The sequence below is a fragment of the Streptomyces sp. NBC_01506 genome (genome assembly GCF_045040295.1).
Taxonomy (GTDB): domain Bacteria; phylum Actinomycetota; class Actinomycetes; order Streptomycetales; family Streptomycetaceae; genus Streptomyces.
The window spans coordinates 5004927-5021967 of record NZ_CP109422.1 but is presented as its reverse complement, the minus strand read 5'-3'; the positions used below and the strand labels follow the sequence as shown (position 1 = coordinate 5021967).

Below are 17041 nucleotides of genomic sequence, written 5' to 3'. Positions count from 1 at the left end.
GATGCGCACGATGCCTGCGATGTTCAGTTCTGCGTCTGGCGCGCTCGTCGCAGGACGCGGTAGTAGTCCTCCAGCCAGCGAGTGGCCGTCGTATCGCGGTCGTACTGCCAGCGCCGGACGTCGTAGAGGAGTCGGCCGTAGTCGGCCATGAGCCCGGCCGAGCCGAGTTGGCGGAGTACGGCGGGCAGCATGCGATGCAGCCCGTCGGTCTCCTGCCGCACGAGCAGGTGCAGCCGTGACTCGACGCCGTCCTCCTTGACCGCTTCCTGGCCCCCGCGTGTCACAGCCTGTGCCAGGCCGGCACCAAGGCTGGTCCCCCAGGTGAAGCGGGGCCGACCGTCGGGTTCGTCCGCCGGGTTGTCCACCTGGGTGTCCGCCTGGCTCTCCGCCTGGGCGGGGTCGTCGCTCGCGGCTTCCCGTGTCGCGGTGTCCAGGTCCCGTTCGGCGCGGGGACGCGCCGCGATCAGCGCGGCCACCGCGTAGTAGGCACGGCGTGTGGCTCCGCCGGCTGCGTCGGGAACGAGACCGTTGCGCAGCAGCGCCGCGTGTGTGCGGGCAGGGACCTCGTCCACGTCCTTGGCCAGTCCGCGGCGAAGTGCCTGCTGCGTACCGGAATTGGCGCACGCCTCACGTACTCGGCCGACGAACACGTCACATTCGGCGAGCGCGGGGTGGCGTGGCGCCGGGTCCGTCCCGGCTTCCCGAGGCGGGGCGGTGTTCCTCTCGTCGGAAAGGCTCATCGGTGAGTCCCTTACTGCTTGTTGTCGAGCGGGTGTGTACGGCCCGGCCGTGGCACGCGACAGCGATTCCACGCTGTACGGGGCGGTCGGCCGGTGTGTTCGGACGTGAAGGAGTCGGGTGGTCGGACGGTGGTGATCCGGTCGGGCTCTATCGCTCACGGGCGTGATCGAGCAGGCTCCGTACCAGGCCCCGTGCGCTCTCCCGGGCCTTGGCACCACGTGGCTGGGCGGCCACGGAAGCGGTTACGTCATCGAAGGCGCGGAGCGCGATCCGGCCGAAGGCGGGGACGGCCTGTGCGAAGTCACCCGCGTCCAGCAGTTCCCAGAAGCGTTCTTCGGCGGCCGGCCAGTAGGTGGCCAGCGCGGCTTCGGGCCAAGGCCCGGTCCCCTTGCCCTTCTTGCCGTTACCTTTCATACCGTTCATTCCGCTGTCTCCGCTCTGCGCCCCGGCCGAGCGGTCACCGTGTCGGTCCTCGGGTCGGTCCTCGGCGAACGGTGTCGTATAGCTCCGCCACGCGGTTCGCAAGGCGGCGGTGAGGTGCCACGCTGCCTTCTCGGCCGCCTCCCGCGCTTCCTTCGCCCCATTCGCCAGTGTCGAATCCGCCGCCGTCCGGGACGGGTTGAGCAGAGCGAAGAGCGGCGGGGTCACCGCGCTGAAGTAGGTCCGGTCCCGGGTCTGCCCGTCCTGGTCGAAGCCGTAGGCCATGACCCGCAGCGCCCGGAACACAGGCTCGGGAAGTTCTTCGCCGGCCAGCCCGTCGAAGATCAGCGGCCTGCGGCCGCCGCCGGCCCTGTTCAACAGGACCAGAGAGTCAAGGTCCCGCCACAGCGCCCTCTCCGCCTTGGCGTCGCGGGGATAGAGGGTGCCGTCCTTCTTCTCGTCCCAGATCAGGTACGGGTCGCGGCACGCCGACCGGTTGTAACGGAAAGCCCAGGTGATCACGGCATCCGTGACGCTGTCGCCGTCCGGTCCGGGCTCCAGGAGTACCGCGTGCTGGTACTGCTCCGTCAGCATGGAGAGCGGGCCGGTGGCAGGAGCCGGAGGGGACAGCGGCACGGGCAGTTCCGTACGTTCCCAGGGGCAGCCGTCAGCACTCCGATCGGCGGCCTGGGGCCAGGTGCCGGGTTCTGGGACACCCAGCACCAGAGTTTCGTACAGCGTTCGTCCCACGGGGTGGCAGGAAAGGACCCGGCGTAAGGGCCCGGCCATCGTGTTCCCGTACCGCCGCCCCTCGACGGTCCGCGGTGTGCACTGTCCGGACGGCCCGTAGTAGAGCTGCGCGATCAGATGAAGTACGGCCTCCTCGGGGGCGAGGGCCATCTGCTCGGCATCGCTGAAGTGCCCGAAGAACACTTGATTGTTGCCCGCCGGACGGGCCATCACCAGCTTGTTCACGCCGGACGACCCGGAGCACTCGGCGCTCAGGCGGGGATCTTGAAGAAAGGGGCGAACCGGGTCGTGCAGCCACAGACCGTCCACGTGCCGGTCGAAGTACTCGTGAACCGCTTTGGAGTTGAACCCGGCCCCGTCCTCAAGCAGGTCGTAACGCCGGTCGAACCACTCGCCGCTGTCCGCTGCCTCGTACAGGCCGGTGATACGGGCGGCCATGGCGCACAGTATCCGCATCAGGCCGGAGGCGGCCGGAGGGAGAGCGATGGCAAGGCCATCGAACTCGCTTGCGCGGAGGAAGAGTTCACGAAAGCCGACTCGCTCGGTGGCTCCGCCCGCGAACACGGGGATCCACGGCCTTACGTCAACGGGGAAACGGTCATTGCCGGTCGAATCTGACGGCATGGGATAAGACCTCAATCAAATGAAGACGTACTGAGGGTGAAGACGGATCAGCAGGGTCGTAGCCTGGAAACCTCCGCGACAGGCGGAGAAACGCTCCGCGCAGGCGGAGGTGAACCCGTGACCGGGTGGGCTGGGATGCCCAGCCTCAACCACTCCTCGCGCAGGCGGGGGTGAGCGTGACCCGTCTGACCTGGCCGGCTGTCAGGTCAGACGGGCTTCGCGATCGCTGGACCCGAGCGTAGTGCCAACCACGGTGATTCCGCAGCGAGTTGGAGAAGGTGACTGGTTGCGCTGGCAGGCAAGGTGACTGGATGTGTTGGAGCCCCGCTCGCAGGACACGCTATGAGCGCTCTTCACGGCGAACGACCAAGCCCAACACCCGATCACAGGTGATCCGGGTCTCCCCCAGCAACGCTCCCTGAGCGATACCGCCCCCAGTTGGGCGATGCGGCAGAACGACGAGACGAGCCAGCCGGGGTTCGTCGCGCCAAGCGACGGGCGGCACGTTCGCCGGTCCGCACTCGGCACGCCACGGGCCGTGTGCGAGAGGAGCGACGTAACCGAGCAGGGCACGGACCTCGGCAGTGGTGAAACGGCCCGCCGGGCCGCACCCAGACTCCGGCAGCGCGACGCTGCACGCGTCGTCCAGCCACAGACCGGCCTCGTTCTCGAAGACCGGCAGCACCTGAACGGACTCCGCACCCAGACGGGTACGGATCAGTTCCTCGTCGGCGTCACTGGTCGTCAGAGCGTGCAACGACCTCACCAAGCGAGGAGGAGGCAACGCGACCATGCCGGCCAAGGCATGACGGGCCATGTCATCGGCCATACGACGGAGGTCCCGCTCCATCAGTTCTTCCGGAGCCGCTGAGGCGAACTCGGGGTCGTACACGGCGTCCACCAACTCCTGGACATCCCCGGGCACGGCCAGGCTCGCTCCGTTCCGTCGCCCCAGCAGTTCCAGTGTGCGATGCAGGAGCGACTGCGCGTAGACGTCGCCCCACGACGCCGGAACCGACAGCTCGCGATCCTTCCCCACGGGCGCCAGCACCACGAGGCGTGGGCCCTCGGACCAGTCGGGCCGCGCCGGTGCGGGGGCGGCGTGACGCCATACCCGCCCCGCTCGCTGAAGCAACATGGCCATGGGGGCAAGGTCGGAGACAACCAGATCGAAGTCGAGGTCGAGGGACTGCTCGATCACCTGGGTGGCGACGAGCACCGCACCCCGTGGGCCGGTCGGCCGACGCACCTCGGGCTTGTCCGTACGCCCGAACCACCTCTCGGCTTCCGCGGTGATCTCCGCCCTGCGCGCGGCAGGGAAACGTGCGTGAAGCAGCCGCAGCCGAGGACCCGCGCCGGCGTCCTCCTGGGCTCGGTCCTCCTCGGACCGGTCGTCCCACCCGAGGTAGCCCTCACCGTAACGGGAGCAGTAGTGGGCACGCAGGGCGTCGTACGTCTGCTGAGCTTCGGCGACCGTCGTACAGATGACGGCCGCGCATCCGCCACTGCTCGCCACGTCGTCGAGAACATCGAGCACAGTGGCCAGACGGCCGCCCTCGACGGTCGGCTCGTAAGTGTGCGTGACGCGTCGAACGTCCACCGCGAGATCGCGCTCCCGCTCGCTGCGCAACGGCTCCGCGGGCTCCAGGACGCGATCGCTGTGCGCGGAAGCGAAAAGCCAGCCCGGGTACGAAGGTGCGGGTACCTCGCGTACCCCGGCATCGGCATCTGCCCCGGACAAATATGCCCGCACCATGCCCCGTGCCGTCTCACCGGTGAGAGTGGCCGACAGCAGCACTACCGGGACCTCCATGGCTCCGAGCCACTCCAACAGCCTGAGCAGCAGGGCATGGGTGTAGGCGTCATAGGCGTGGGCCTCGTCGATCACCACCGTCTTCCCGGAGAGCCCGAGATGACGCAACGCATTGCGCTTCAGCGGCAGTACGCCCATCAAAGCTTGGTCGATCGTGCCGACGGCCAGGGGGGCGAGGATGCCCCGCCCACGCTTCCGCAACCACTGGCTCGCCTCGACGGAGATCTGGCGCGCCCGGTCGCCACCGGACTCGTGGTCGGACAGGACGCGGGGGTCAACGCCGCCGTGAGCTATGCCGTCGGCGGGCTCGATGTAGGGGGCGTACAGATCGGCCGCACCGTGCAGCAGAGTCAACTGAGCCGATTCCAGCAGGTTTTTCTCGGCGAAGCGGACGAGACGCCCGTACATCTGATTCGCCGTGGCCTGTGTGGGCAGAGCGAAGAACAGTCCGGCGGTCCCGCATGCCGCGCCCATCACGGACGCCGCATACAGAGCCGTCTCCGTCTTACCGTCCCCCGTCGGCGCCGTCACCAGCAGAATGCCTGGACCCTCCACCGCTCCGCCCAGTCCTGCCTCGACGCTCAACTGCAGCGGATAGGGCGAGGCGATCTCCGGAAACATGTCACGAAACGCGCCATTACCGAAGGTGGCCCGGCCAAGGCCGGCTTCCTCGACGAGCGCGGGCGCCATACTTTCCGCGCTCCGCGCGTGGGCATACAGCGCGGTCGAGGAACCGACATCCGGGTGGGCGTCGAGAGATTTCTGCTGCTGCTGAATGACATGTTCCTGGCTGGCGATCCAGTCGGAGACAATAACCACTCCGGCAATCCGGACCGCCAGGTGCACGGGCAAAGCACCACGGTCGGGAATCACGGGCCGCCCCAACACCTCATAGAGCGCGGCGACATGCTCCCTCCGTTGTTCGTCCCACGCACCGGCACCGAGCTCCCGCAAGTTGATCAGCGGGTCGCGCAGATCCTGCGGCTCGATCCCTTCGGGATACCGCCCGTGGTGCCCCCCGAGCATCTGTGCCACCTGGGCGAGCAGCAGCCGCGCGATACGCCCTCCCGGCACCGGATAGCCGAGCTGGGCAAGTAACTGTGGAAGTGCGCGATGAGTGGCGTACTCGTGGCGGATCTTCTTGACCTTGCTGTCATTCACTCGGTCATGCGCGTAAGCGGCCTCACGGAGAAAGCCACAGTGGGTCGGCCTCGCCCGGACGGCCAAGTCCTGAAACTGCGGCATGATTTTCCCGAGATCATGAAGCCCGGCCCAGAACATGACAATCCGCCGGGCCTCCTCCAACTCCACATCCAACGACTCCGCGACACGACGGCGTAGACCGGCAGTCAGGACACCATCCCAAACAGCCCCGCAGACCATCGCCGAATCCACGAGATGCCCGATGAGCGAGTACGGCTTCGCAAGCCCGTCGGATTTCCCCCAAAGACGCGCATCGATCACGCTTCACCCTCCACAGTGCGATTTCTCAGTCGTGGGTACTTCACCACACACCTCTGACAACATGGAGTGGTGAGAGAGAACGATGGTCAAGTAACGGCAAAGTCGCTGTAACGTCGCAGCTCAGGAAGAGTGTTCCCCGCGCAGGCGGGGGTGTTCCGCGCCTCGACCTGAAGAAGGCGCGTGCTGCGGCGTGTTCCCCGCGCAGGCGGGGGTGTTCCGGCGCTGTGCGCCAGGACCGGCCGGTCGTCGTGGTGTTCCCCGCGCAGGCGGGGGTGTTCCGAGGGCCTTCATGCCGATGCGTGTTGCTCAGGCGTGTTCCCCGCGCAAGCGGGGTGTTCTCGTTGTGCCCAGCAGCCCCCACTCGCCCGTAAACAACGGAGCGCCCCTGCCGATCGGGACCGGGAGAGGCGCTGCGTAGCAGGTCAGGCGGGGAAACCTCCGCCTGCGAGGAGTAGGCCGTGTGGGACTCGAACCCACAACCAACGGATTAAAAGTCCGCTGCTCTGCCAATTGAGCTAACGGCCCTCGGCGAGTCATCCACGAGCATAGCCCGCCGGGGATGGCGAGCCGATCGGGTATCCCCCGGATCGGGGGTACGGGGCGGGGCCCGTACCGCGGTTGGTCTGTGCGGTACGGGCCCCGTCGTGCGTGGGCCGGGGAGTCCGGGGTGGCGGACGGTCAGCCGTTGCGCTTCCAGCGCGGCTTGTCGTCGCGGCGGCCGAACGAGCCCGTGCTCGTGCCGGTCGTGCCTCCGCGGTGGTCGTCGCGGCGGCCCGAGGGGCGGTCGTGGCCGCCGGAGCGGAAGCCGCCCGAGGGGCGGTCGTCGCGGCGGTCGCGGTTGAACGGGCGGTCACCGGTGGGACGGTGCTCGCGGCGCTCGAACGGGCGGGCGCCGTCGCGGCGGTCGCCGCCCGAGGGGCGGTCGTCGCGGCGGTCACGGTTGAAGCCGCCTTCCTTCCGGTCGTCGCGGCGGAAGCCGCCACCGGCCGGGCGGTCGTCACGACGCTGGAAGCCACCGCCCGCGGGACGGTCGTCCCGGCGCTGGAAGCCACCGCGGTCGTCACGTCGGTCGTCCCTGCGGAAGCCGCCCGAGGGCCGGTCGTCCCGGCGCTGGAAGCCGCCACGGTCGCCGCTGCCGCCGTCGCGAGGGGTGTAACCCTTCGCGCCACCACGGCCACTACGCTCACCGCGGTCGTCCTTGCGGTCGTCCCGACGGCCGTAGTTGCCGCGCTCGTCGCGCGACGCCTGAGCCGGTACGGACGGGGCTGCCGCCGCCGCCTCGATGGCCGCCGCGGCCTCGGCCGCGACCTCCGCCACCGCCGCCTGAGGGTCGTCCCCGCGCTCACGCGCGGCACGGGCGACGAGGCGGTCGGCCTCTTCGCGCAGCTCGCCGGCGCGGCGCTGAAGGCGCTCCAGCTCCTTGGTCAGGTCGGCGACCTCGCGCTCCGCCTGCTTGGCGGAGTTGTTCGCGGAGTCGGCCTGGACCTCGGTCAGCGAACGGGCGCCGGTGATCTCGGCGACCTCCGGCTCGAACGCCCCGGCACCGGCGACCATGTGACGCGCGGCGTCGACGCCCGCGTCCTCCATCAGCCGGAAGATCTGGCGGCGCTGGTGCGGCAGGGCCAGCGACACGACGACGCCGGACTTGCCGGCCCGCGCCGTACGGCCCGAGCGGTGCAGGTAGTCCTTGTGGTCACCGGCCGGGTCCACGTTCAGGACCAGGTCGATGCCGTCGACGTGGATACCGCGGGCGGCCACGTCGGTCGCGACGAGCGCGTTGACGTAACCCTCCTTGAAGTCCGCCAGCGTCCGCGTACGCGCGCCCTGCGTCATGCCGCCGTGCAGCGCGTCCGCCTTCACGCCCGAGTCGCGCAACTGCTCGGCGATACGGTCGGCGCCGAGCTGCGTACGGACGAAGATGATCGTGCGGCCCTTGCGCGCCGCGATCGCGGCCGTGACCGGCGCCTTGTCCTTGGGCTTCACGACGAGCACGTGGTGGCTCATGGTCGTGACGTTGCCCTGCGCGCTGTCGACCTCGTGGTGCACGGGGTTCTTCAGGTAGCGCTTGACCAGCGTGCTGATCTCGTTCTCCATCGTGGCGGAGAAGAGCATGCGCTGGCCGCCGGCCGGCACCAGGTCGAGCAGTTCGGTGACCTCGGGCAGGAAGCCCAGGTCGGACATCTGGTCGGCCTCGTCCAGAATCGCGATCTGAACGTTCTCCAAGGAGCACGCGCCGCGGTTGATGATGTCGCGCAGCCGGCCTGGGGTGGCGACGAGGACGTCGACACCGCGCTCCAGCGCGTAGATCTGGTTGCCCATGGACGTACCGCCGCAGACGACCTTCATCTTCAGGCCGAGCACGTCGCCGTACGGCTGGAGGGCGTCGGCGACCTGCATCGCCAGCTCGCGGGTCGGGGTCAGGATGACGCCGCGGGGCTTCTTCTTCTCGGTACGGCCTTCGGCGAGCGTGGCCAGCAGCGGCAGACCGAAGGCGAGGGTCTTGCCGGAGCCGGTACGGCCGCGGCCCAGGATGTCCTTGCCGGCCAGGGCGTCCGGGATGGTCGCGGCCTGGATCGGGAAGGGCGCGACGACGCCGTTCTGGGTGAGCTTGCGGACGATGCCTTCGGGCAACCCCAGGTCGCCGAAGGTGATTTCGGGGGTCTTCGGAGCCTCGGCCACCTCAGCCACCTCAGCCACCTCGGTGGTCTCGGCGGTCTCGGCGGTCTCGGTGGTCTGCGCCGCGATGCTCTCGATCGAGTCGTCGGAGTCGTTCTCGGGCATGACGGTGTGGTCAGTACTGGAAATGGACATGCGAAATGCGAAACCTTCCGGAGTCTCGGCACGCGCCCAAACTCCGTGATTCGCAATTCGACCGCCTCAATGCGGTCTGCCACGGCAAGGGAGAGTACGCGCCACGCGGCGCTCTTCTGTGTCGGCGCCGGGCAATGATCAAACGATCTACTACCATACGCACCGCTCCCCCTCCCTGGCAAACCGCTTCCCCCGATCCGCCTCCCACCTGCCCATTCATCTTCATCAGCCCTCACACCGGCCCCAACTGCGGCGACGCCATCGGCTCCTTCCGCATCCCGGCCCCGTCGCCCGCCGACAGCGGGTTCATCCGTAGGTCCGCCATCGGCGAGGCCGACGGCGGGTCCGGCGGGCCGCTCGGCTCGGGCGGTGTCGGGGGCTCCGGCTCGGGGTCCGGGTCCGGCGGTGGCTCCGAGGGCGGCGGCGGGGTCCTGGTCGGCTGTTCCGCCGGCGGTACGTCGCCGCCCGGCGGCCTCGATGCGGGAGGCAGCGGCTTGCCGTCCGGCGCCCCGGGATCGCCCGGCTTCGCCGAGGGGCCGCCCGACGCCCGCGGATCGCCCTCCTTCCCCTTCTGGCCGTGCTCGCCGCTGTGCTCGGCACCGTTCGGCCCCGCGCCGCCCCGGCCGTCCTGCGGCAGACCCACGCCGGCGTCCGCCGCCGTACCGCCGTCCGGCTCGGCCACGGCCCCGCGCGGCGCGGCCGATCGTGAGGGGGCCGGCTTCCCTCCGTCGTCGCCGACGCTCACGCAGCCTGTGGAGGTGGCGACCGCCACCGAGGTGACGATCCAGACGGCGAAACGGCCGGGGACGGACAACTGGCGCACGCGGGGCACCTCCGGGGGGCGTGGAACGGCTCACCCCGCCGACGACTGCGCGACAGCGGGGGAATGATTGCCCTGCCCAACTTCCTTTTCCCCACGAGGGACACGCCCCCCAGGGCCCAACTGCGTCACAGCGCGCCCAGCTCCCAGCCCGCCCACACCGCGCCCAGCCCCACCAGCAGCGACGCCGAGACATACGCGCCGGCCAGCAGCGCCTTCCCGCGCTCGGCCAGCCGCAGCGTCTCGTACGAGAAGGTCGAGTACGTCGTCAGCGCCCCGCACAGCCCCGTACCGACAACGGCGTACGTCGCCGACGACACCGTCGCCCCGGCGAGCACCCCCAGCACCAGACTGCCCGCCACATTCACGGCGAACGTCCCCCAGGGGAACAGGGTTTCGTGCCACGTCTGCACCGTACGGTCCGTCAGATAGCGCAGCGGCGCGCCGATCGCGCCGCCCACGACCACGAGAAGCCAGTTCATCTCGGCACCAGCCGCCGCGTCACCTCGGCACCAGCCGCCGCGTCACCGTGGCCGTCAGCCACACCGCCGCCATCGCGCCCACGAGCGTCATCGCCGCGTACCCCAGCGCCGCGGGCGCCTCCCCGTGCCGTACGAGCCGCAGGAAGTCCAGCGTGTACGTCGAGAACGTCGTGAACCCGCCCAGCACCCCCACCCCGAGGAACGGCCGCACCAGCGGATGCACCGACCAGCCGCCCTCGGCGACCAGCACCATGAGCACGCCGATCAGCCCGCAGCCCAGCACGTTCACCGCGAACGTCGTCCAAGGAAAGACCCCGTCGCCGCCGTCTGCCGTGGACCACAGCCGCTCGGCGCCGTACCGCGCGGTCGCGCCCGCCGCGCCGCCCGCCGAGATGACGGCCAGCACCTGCCAGAGCCGGTGCCCGGCCGTCTCGGCGCGCTGACCGGGCACCCGCAGGTCGACATCGGAGTCGACCGGCTCGAGGGAATGAACGGGATCGACGGGATCAACGGGATCAACGGAATCGACGGGATCGTCCCCCGGATTCGCGCTCACCCGTACCCCAGCTCGTGCAGCCGCTCGTCGTCGATCCCGAAGTGGTGCGCGATCTCGTGCACCACCGTGATCTCCGTCTCGGCCACCACTTCCTCGCGCGACTCGCACATCCGCAGCGTCGGCCCCCGGTAGATCGTGATCCGGTCCGGCAGCACCCCCGCGTACCACTCGCCGCGATCGGTCAGCGGAGTCCCCTCGTAGAGCCCGAGCAGATCCGGGTCGAACTCCTCGCCCGACTCCCTCGCGGCGGCGGGATCCGGCTCGTCCTCCACGAATACCGCGACGTTGTCCATCAGCCGCATAAGCTCCGGCGGGACCCGGTCCAGCGCCTCGGCCACCAGTTCTTCGAACTCCTCGCGCGTCATCTCCAGCACCCCGCCATTGTCACGCAGGTCACCAAGATCGGGGAAAGGCGGTGCCCACGCATGACCGCCCGTCGCTCTGGGCATACGCGCCCAATGGCCCGCGACGTACGCCGTGTCCCGTTCCGTACCGCGATCACCGCGATCAGCCGATTCCAGCGGCACTACCGGTCCCGCGGTGACGGCCCGACGAGCACGCTGGTCAGCTCCCCGCACCCCTACAGCCGCGCGCTCGGTCTCGTCGCCGTCGTGCTGATCGGCGCCTGGCTCGGGCTGCTGGTCGTCGGCAGTGTGCGGACGCCGGTCGGCCCCATGGACACGAAGATGACCCTGCGCCCGTCCCTCACCGGCGGCACGAAGATCAACGTCTCACCCCTGGGCGCGCTGGAACTCGACTCGCACACGGCCCCGATCCGCCTCGACGTCGACGTCGACCAGCTCGACCCGGTCCGCTCACAGGCCCTCGTCGAGCACCCGGAACGCCTCTCCGGGCTCCAGGAGGAGGTCGGGCAGGACGTCGCGTCCGGGACGACCGATCTGGCCGTACGGTCCTGTGTCGCCGTCGTCTCGGGCGCCACCGCCCTCGGTCTGGTCGTCTACCGCCGCCCCCGCCGCGCGCTGGCCGCCGGCGGGCTCGCGCTCGTACTGCTGGCCGCGGCCGGCGTCACCGCGTTCGCGACCTTCAACCCGAAGTCCGTGCTGGAGCCCCGCTTCTCCGGGCTGCTCTCGTCGGCCCCGCAGGTCGTCGGCAGCGCCCGCTCGATCGTCACCGAATTCGACGTCTACCAGAAGGAGTTGGCGCGCCTCGTCACGAACGTGACCAAGCTGTACGACGCGACGTCGACCCTGCCCTCGTACCAGCCGGACCCCGGCACCCTGCGCGTCCTCCAGGTCTCCGACATCCATCTCAACCCCGCCGCCTGGGCCATCATCGGCTCGCTCGTGAAGCAGTACAAGATCGACCTCATCATCGACTCCGGCGACACCATGGACCACGGCTCCGCCGCCGAGAACACCTTCCTCGACCCCATCCCCGACCTGGGCGCGCCGTACGTCTGGGTGCGCGGCAACCACGACTCGGCCGACACCCAGAAGTACCTGTCCGGCCTGAAGAACGTCCATGTCCTCGACAACGGCCGCGCCGTCACCGTCGCCGGGATCCGGGTGGCGGGCACGGGCGACCCGCAGTTCACCCCCGACCGCTCACTGGCCACCGGCGGCGACCCCGCCGAGGAGATGGCGGGCATCCGGCTCGCGTCGGCCATCCGCGACCAGGAGCGGGCGGGCACCCCGGTGGACATCGCCGTCGCGCACAACCCGACCGCCGCCAGGGAGACGGACGGCACGGTCCCGCTCGTGCTGGCCGGCCATATCCACCACCGCGAGACGGAGATCATGCCGTTCGGCACACGGCTGAAGGTCGAGGGCTCGACGGGCGGCGGCGGGCTGCGCGCCGTCCAGAACGACGAGCCGGAGAAGGTACGGGCGTCGCTGCTCTATCTGGACAGCACGACGAAGCGGCTCCAGGCGTGGGACGAGATCACGCTGGGCGGTCTGGGGCTGACGACGGCCGAGGTCAGCCGCCATCTTCCTAAGGAGGCGGGGGTGCCGGGCACGGACCCGTCGCCGTCCGCGCCGCCGTCGGGATCGCCGTCCGGCACACCGACGGGATCCCCCTCCGCACCCGCGTCCGGCTCCCGTGCCCCCTCCGCCCCCGCGGGCCCGTCCCCCGCCCCGTAAACCGTTTTGGCGATAGCTCCCCGCATCCCATATGCTTCGGACGTCCCCGACGCGCTGCTGCTAAGCGCCCAGGCGGGCCCTTAGCCCTCATCGTCTAGTGGCCCAGGACGCCGCCCTTTCAAGGCGGTAGCACGGGTTCGAATCCCGTTGGGGGCACGCAACACTGTGTGCGAGACTCGTCTCGCACATTGCTTGGTCCTGTGGAGCAGTTTGGAGTGCTCGCCACCCTGTCAAGGTGGAGGCCGCGGGTTCAAATCCCGTCAGGACCGCTGTGGCTCGCGAGGGCCGCGTGGCTGGGTAGCTCAGTTGGTACGAGCGATCGCCTGAAAAGCGATAGGTCGCCGGTTCGATCCCGGCCCCAGCCACTCTTCTTCTTCCGTACGGATTCCGTACAGATTCCGTACAGCCACCCCTGTCGAGACCTTCGGCAGGGGTTTGCGCGTACCGCGCCGCGAAATGGGTTCGCCACTCGCCGGGCCCGGGTGAGACCCTGGGCTCGGTATGTCTACTTCCCTCGCCGACCTTCAGTCCCTGCTGGCCGAGGTGTCGCTGCGCGACTCGCAGCGCCTCGGCCGCCGTCTCGAAGGCGTCCGGCGCATCCGTAAGCCCGAAGCCCGGCAGGCCGTCCTCGACGAGATCGCGGCCGAGGCCGGCAAGTCCGCCGAGCGTGTGCGCGCCCGCGCGGCCCGGATGCCGGCGATCACGTACCCCGATCAACTGCCCGTCAGTCAGAAGAAGGACGTGATCCTCGAGGCGATACGCGACCACCAGGTCGTGATCGTCGCCGGTGAGACCGGATCGGGGAAGACCACCCAGATCCCCAAGATGTGCATGGAGCTGGGCCGGGGCGTCCGGGGCATGATCGGGCATACGCAGCCCCGCCGGATCGCCGCCCGCACCGTCGCCGAGCGTGTCGCCGACGAGCTGCGGACCCCGCTCGGCGAGGCCGTCGGCTGGAAGGTCCGCTTCACCGATCAGGTGAACCAGGACGCGACCTTCGTGAAGATCATGACGGACGGCATCCTGCTCGCCGAGATCCAGTCGGACCGCGACCTGCGCGCGTACGACACGATCATCATCGACGAGGCCCATGAGCGCAGCCTCAACATCGACTTCCTGCTCGGCTATCTCGCCCAGCTCCTGCCCCGGCGCCCGGATCTCAAGCTCGTCATCACCTCGGCGACGATCGACCCCGAGCGCTTCTCCCGCCACTTCGGCGACGCCCCGATCGTGGAGGTCTCCGGCCGTACGTTCCCGGTCGAGGTCCGCTACCGCCCCCTCCTCGAAGAGGAGGGTGATGAGGGCGACCGCGACCAGATCACCGCGATCTGCGACGCCGTGGACGAACTGAAGTCGGAGGGCCCCGGCGACGTCCTGGTCTTCCTCTCCGGCGAGCGCGAGATCCGCGACACCGCCGACGCGCTCGACAAACGCAAGCTGCGGCACACCGAAGTGCTCCCGCTGTACGCGCGCCTCTCGCACGCCGAGCAGCACCGCGTCTTCCAGAGACCCGGCGGCGGCGCGACCCGCAGGATCGTTCTGGCAACGAACGTCGCGGAGACGTCACTGACCGTGCCGGGCATCAAGTACGTGATCGACCCCGGCACCGCCCGGATCTCCCGCTACTCCCACCGCACCAAGGTCCAGCGGCTGCCGATCGAGCGGATCTCGCAGGCCAGCGCCAACCAGCGCAAGGGGCGCTGCGGCCGTACGTCGGACGGCATCTGCATCCGGCTGTTCTCCGAGGACGACTTCGAGGCGCGGCCCGAGTTCACGGACGCCGAGATCCTCCGTACGAACCTGGCGTCGGTCATCCTCCAGATGACGTCGGCTGGCCTCGGCGAGATCGAGAAGTTCCCCTTCATCGACCCGCCGGACCACCGCAACATCCGTGACGGCGTCCAACTCCTCCAGGAACTGGGCGCGTTCGACGCCGCGCAGAAGGATCCGCGCAAGCAGCTCACCCAGCTCGGCCGCAAGCTCTCGCAACTGCCCGTGGACCCGCGCCTGGCGCGCATGGTCATCGAGGCCGAACGCAACGGCTGCGTACGCGAGGTGATGGTGATCGCCGCGGCGCTGTCCATCCAGGACCCGCGCGAGCGCCCCTCGGAGAAACAGACCCAGGCCGACCAGCAGCACGCCCGCTTCCGGGACGAGACCTCCGACTTCCTGGCCTTCCTGAATCTGTGGCGCTACATCCGCGAGCAGCAGAAGGCGCGCGGCTCCTCCGCCTTCCGCCGGATGTGCAAGGCGGAGTATCTGAACTTCCTGCGGATCCGCGAGTGGCAGGACATCTACTCCCAACTGCGCACGGTGGCCAAGCAGATGGGCATCAAGTTCGAGGAGAGGGACGACAGCGCCCCCGCCCCCGACCAGTCCGTGCACATCTCGCTGCTGGCCGGGCTGCTGTCGCACATCGGCCTGAAGGATGTGAAGGACGGCGCGAAGAACGAGTACGTGGGCGCCCGCAACGCCAAGTTCGCGGTCTTCCCCGGCTCCGCCCTCTTCAAGAAGCCGCCGCGCGTGATCATGTCCGCCGAGCTGGTGGAGACGTCCCGGCTCTGGGCACGGGTCAACGCAAAGATCGACCCCGAGTGGATCGAGCCGCTGGCCCAGCATCTGATCAAGCGCACGTACAGCGAGCCGCATTGGGAGAAGGACCAGTCGGCCGTGATGGCGTACGAGAAGGTCACGCTGTACGGCGTACCGATCGTCGAGCGGCGCAAGGTGAACTTCGGCCGAATCGACGCGGAGGCGTCGCGGGACCTGTTCATCCGCAACGCGCTGGTCGAGGGCGACTGGCGGACGCACCATCAGTTTTTCCATGACAATCGCAAACTTCTCGGCGAGGTCGAGGAGTTGGAGCACCGCGCGCGGCGCCGCGACATCCTCGTGGACGACGAGACGCTGTTCGACTTCTACGACGAGCGGGTGCCCGACCATGTGGTCTCCGGCGCGCACTTCGACTCGTGGTGGAAGCACAAGCGCACGGAGGAGCCCGAACTCCTCGACTTCGAGCGCTCGATGCTCATCAACGAGGCGGCCGGCGCCGTCACGAAGGACGACTATCCGGACTCCTGGCGGCAGGGCCGCCTCAAGTTCCGGGTGACGTACCAGTTCGAGCCGGGGGCCGACGCGGACGGTGTGACCGTCCACGTACCGCTCCAGGTGCTCAACCAGATCACCTCCGAGGGCTTCGACTGGCAGATCCCGGGACTGCGCGAGGAGGTGGTGGTGGAGCTGATCCGCTCCCTGCCGAAGCCGATCCGCCGCCACTACGTCCCGGCGCCGAACTACGCGAAGAAGTTCCTTCAGCGCGCGGTGCCTCTTCAGGAAGCGCTTCCTGTGACGCTGGCGCGCGAGCTTCAGCAGATGGTCGGGGTGCCGGTCACGGCGGACGACTTCGACCCGGACCGGGTGCCGGACCACCTCAAGATCACCTTCCGGATCGTCGACGAGCGGCGCCGCAAGATCGCCGAGGACAAGGATCTGGAGGCGCTGCGGATCGCGCTGAAGCCCAAGGCCCGCCAGGCGCTCTCGCAGGCCGCGGCGGCGGTCGCGGGGCCGACGGGCGAGTCGGTCGAGCGCTCGGGCCTCACGGACTGGACGATCGGCACGCTCTCGCGCACCTTCGAGACCAGGCGGGCCGGCCAGCCGGTCAAGGCGTACCCGGCGCTGGTCGACCAGGGCGCGACTGTGGCCGTACGGCTCTACGACACGCAGGCCGAGCAGCAACAGGCCATGTGGCGCGGCACGCGGCGGCTGATCATGCTCAACATCCCGGTCAATCCGGCCAAGTTCGCCTCGGACACCCTCACCAACAAGCAGAAGCTGGCCCTGTCCCGTAACCCGCACGGTTCGATCCAGGCGCTGTTCGAGGACTGCGCCACGGCGGCGGCGGACCGGCTGATCGCCGAGCACGGGGGCCCGGCGTGGGACGAGGAATCGTTCCGCAAGCTGTACGAGTCGGTCCGCGCCGACCTGGTCGACGTGACCGTGCGCACCATCAGCGACGTCGAGCAGATCCTGGCGGCCTGGCAGGCGTGCGAGCGGCGCCTGAAGACCACGAACAGCCTGGTCCTGATCAACAACGTCCAGGACGTGAGGGACCAGCTCGCGGAGCTGATGCCGGCGGGCTTCGTGACCCGTACGGGACTGCGCAGACTGCCCGACCTGATGCGCTACCTGCTCGCGGCGGACCGCCGCCTCCAGCAGATGCCGACGAACGTCCAGCGCGACACCACGCGTATGGACAAAGTCCACGAGATGCGCGACGAGTACGCGTGGCTGCTCGAACAGCTCCCACGGGGGCGGCCTGTGCCGCAACAGGTCCTGGACATCCGCTGGATGATCGAGGAGCTGCGGGTGAGCTACTTCGCGCACGCGCTGGGCACGGCGCAGCCGGTGTCCGACAAGCGGATCGTGAAGGCGATCGACGCGGCGGCGCCGTAGCCCCCG

Annotated in this window: 10 protein-coding genes and 4 tRNA genes; 5 read left to right on the top strand and 9 right to left on the bottom strand. The window is 69.4% G+C overall.

What is annotated here, in order from left to right:
- Window positions 1-23: 23 nt before the first annotated feature.
- The 9 genes from casB to OG329_RS21990 all read right to left on the bottom strand — a co-directional run bounded on the left by casB (window position 24) and on the right by OG329_RS21990 (window position 10855).
- Window positions 24-740: a type I-E CRISPR-associated protein Cse2/CasB gene (casB, locus tag OG329_RS22030; RefSeq protein ID WP_405797437.1), complete on the bottom strand. Its 717-nt coding sequence runs from the start codon at window positions 738-740 to the stop codon at window positions 24-26.
- A 148-nt stretch (window positions 741-888) separates the two neighbouring features.
- Window positions 889-2535 carry a type I-E CRISPR-associated protein Cse1/CasA gene (gene casA / locus OG329_RS22025; protein WP_405797435.1) on the bottom strand — a complete coding sequence of 549 codons (1647 nt, stop codon included), beginning with the start codon at window positions 2533-2535 and terminating at the stop codon, window positions 889-891.
- A 340-nt stretch (window positions 2536-2875) separates the two neighbouring features.
- Entirely contained in the window at window positions 2876-5812 is a 2937-nt protein-coding gene (locus tag OG329_RS22020) for a CRISPR-associated endonuclease Cas3'' (protein ID WP_405797434.1), read from the bottom strand.
- A gap of 452 nt (window positions 5813-6264) precedes the next feature.
- A tRNA-Lys gene (locus tag OG329_RS22015) sits at window positions 6265-6337 on the bottom strand.
- A 153-nt stretch (window positions 6338-6490) separates the two neighbouring features.
- The gene (locus OG329_RS22010; protein WP_405797433.1) at window positions 6491-8623 is read right to left on the bottom strand and encodes a DEAD/DEAH box helicase; all 2133 of its coding nucleotides are present in this window, start codon (window positions 8621-8623) and stop codon (window positions 6491-6493) included.
- 232 nt (window positions 8624-8855) lie between these two features.
- Window positions 8856-9446 carry a hypothetical protein gene (locus OG329_RS22005; protein ID WP_405797431.1) on the bottom strand — a complete coding sequence of 197 codons (591 nt, stop codon included), beginning with the start codon at window positions 9444-9446 and terminating at the stop codon, window positions 8856-8858.
- Window positions 9447-9571: 125 nt separating this feature from the next.
- Entirely contained in the window at window positions 9572-9925 is a 354-nt protein-coding gene (crcB, locus tag OG329_RS22000) for a fluoride efflux transporter CrcB (RefSeq protein ID WP_405797429.1), read from the bottom strand.
- 19 nt (window positions 9926-9944) lie between these two features.
- A complete protein-coding gene (locus tag OG329_RS21995) occupies window positions 9945-10481 on the bottom strand; it encodes a fluoride efflux transporter FluC (protein WP_405797427.1) in 537 nt (178 codons plus the stop codon).
- Complete coding sequence (locus OG329_RS21990; protein WP_405797426.1) at window positions 10478-10855, bottom strand: metallopeptidase family protein; 378 nt, start codon at window positions 10853-10855, stop codon at window positions 10478-10480. Before OG329_RS21990 ends, OG329_RS21995 begins: the two co-directional genes overlap by 4 nt.
- A gap of 84 nt (window positions 10856-10939) precedes the next feature.
- On the opposite strand from OG329_RS21990, the gene OG329_RS21985 reads away from it, so the two are divergent.
- The 5 genes from OG329_RS21985 to hrpA all read left to right on the top strand — a co-directional run bounded on the left by OG329_RS21985 (window position 10940) and on the right by hrpA (window position 17035).
- A complete protein-coding gene (locus tag OG329_RS21985; protein WP_405797424.1) occupies window positions 10940-12583 on the top strand; it encodes a metallophosphoesterase in 1644 nt (547 codons plus the stop codon).
- 83 nt (window positions 12584-12666) lie between these two features.
- Window positions 12667-12739: transfer RNA gene (locus tag OG329_RS21980), tRNA-Glu, on the top strand.
- A gap of 38 nt (window positions 12740-12777) precedes the next feature.
- Window positions 12778-12852 (top strand) — tRNA-Asp (locus tag OG329_RS21975).
- A 22-nt stretch (window positions 12853-12874) separates the two neighbouring features.
- Window positions 12875-12948 (top strand) — tRNA-Phe (locus OG329_RS21970).
- Between the two features lie 136 nt (window positions 12949-13084).
- Entirely contained in the window at window positions 13085-17035 is a 3951-nt protein-coding gene (gene hrpA / locus OG329_RS21965) for an ATP-dependent RNA helicase HrpA (RefSeq protein WP_405797423.1), read from the top strand.
- Window positions 17036-17041 lie beyond the last annotated feature (6 nt).